The sequence below is a fragment of the Plebeiibacterium sediminum genome (assembly GCF_026013605.1).
GTDB lineage: Bacteria > Bacteroidota > Bacteroidia > Bacteroidales > Marinilabiliaceae > Saccharicrinis > Saccharicrinis sediminus.
Window position 1 is genome coordinate 1 of the sequence record NZ_JAPDPJ010000295.1, and the last position, 511, is coordinate 511.

1 protein-coding gene is annotated in these 511 nt (G+C 39.5%); it reads left to right on the forward strand.

Going from position 1 to position 511, the window contains the following annotated elements:
• Positions 1-511: transposase (locus tag OM075_RS25525; protein WP_301193381.1), on the forward strand; the 511-nt coding region annotated here is incomplete at both ends.

A 511-nucleotide genomic window follows, 5' to 3' on the forward strand; every position in this document is an offset into this window, starting at 1 on the left:
GGTACTCCTATTCGCACTATGGTTGGCCTATTGCTATTAAAACGCATTTACAACTTAGGCGATGAAACTGTCATAGAGCAATGGGTTCAAAATCCCTATTTTCAATACTTCTGTGGAGAAGCTGAGTTTCAATGGAAACCTCCATGTGATCCATCAGATATGGTCCATTTTAGAAAACGCATTGGTGAACAAGGCGCGGAAAAAATACTTGAAGTTTCCATTGACGCCAGAAGAGATGAAATTAAAACAACCAATGATGTGCTTGTAGATACGACTGCCCAAGAGAAAAATATTACCTATCCCACAGACAGCAAGCTATTGATAAAAGTGATTAAACGCTGTAATAAAATAGCAAAACAAGAGGGCGTTGAACAAAGGCAAACCTATCATCGAACCATGAAAAAATTATTGTTAAAGCAACGCTTTGCACACCACCCCAAACGCAAGAAAGAGGCCAAAGCAGCATTGCGTAAGTTAAGAACTATAGCCGGAAGATTAGTTCGTGAACTAG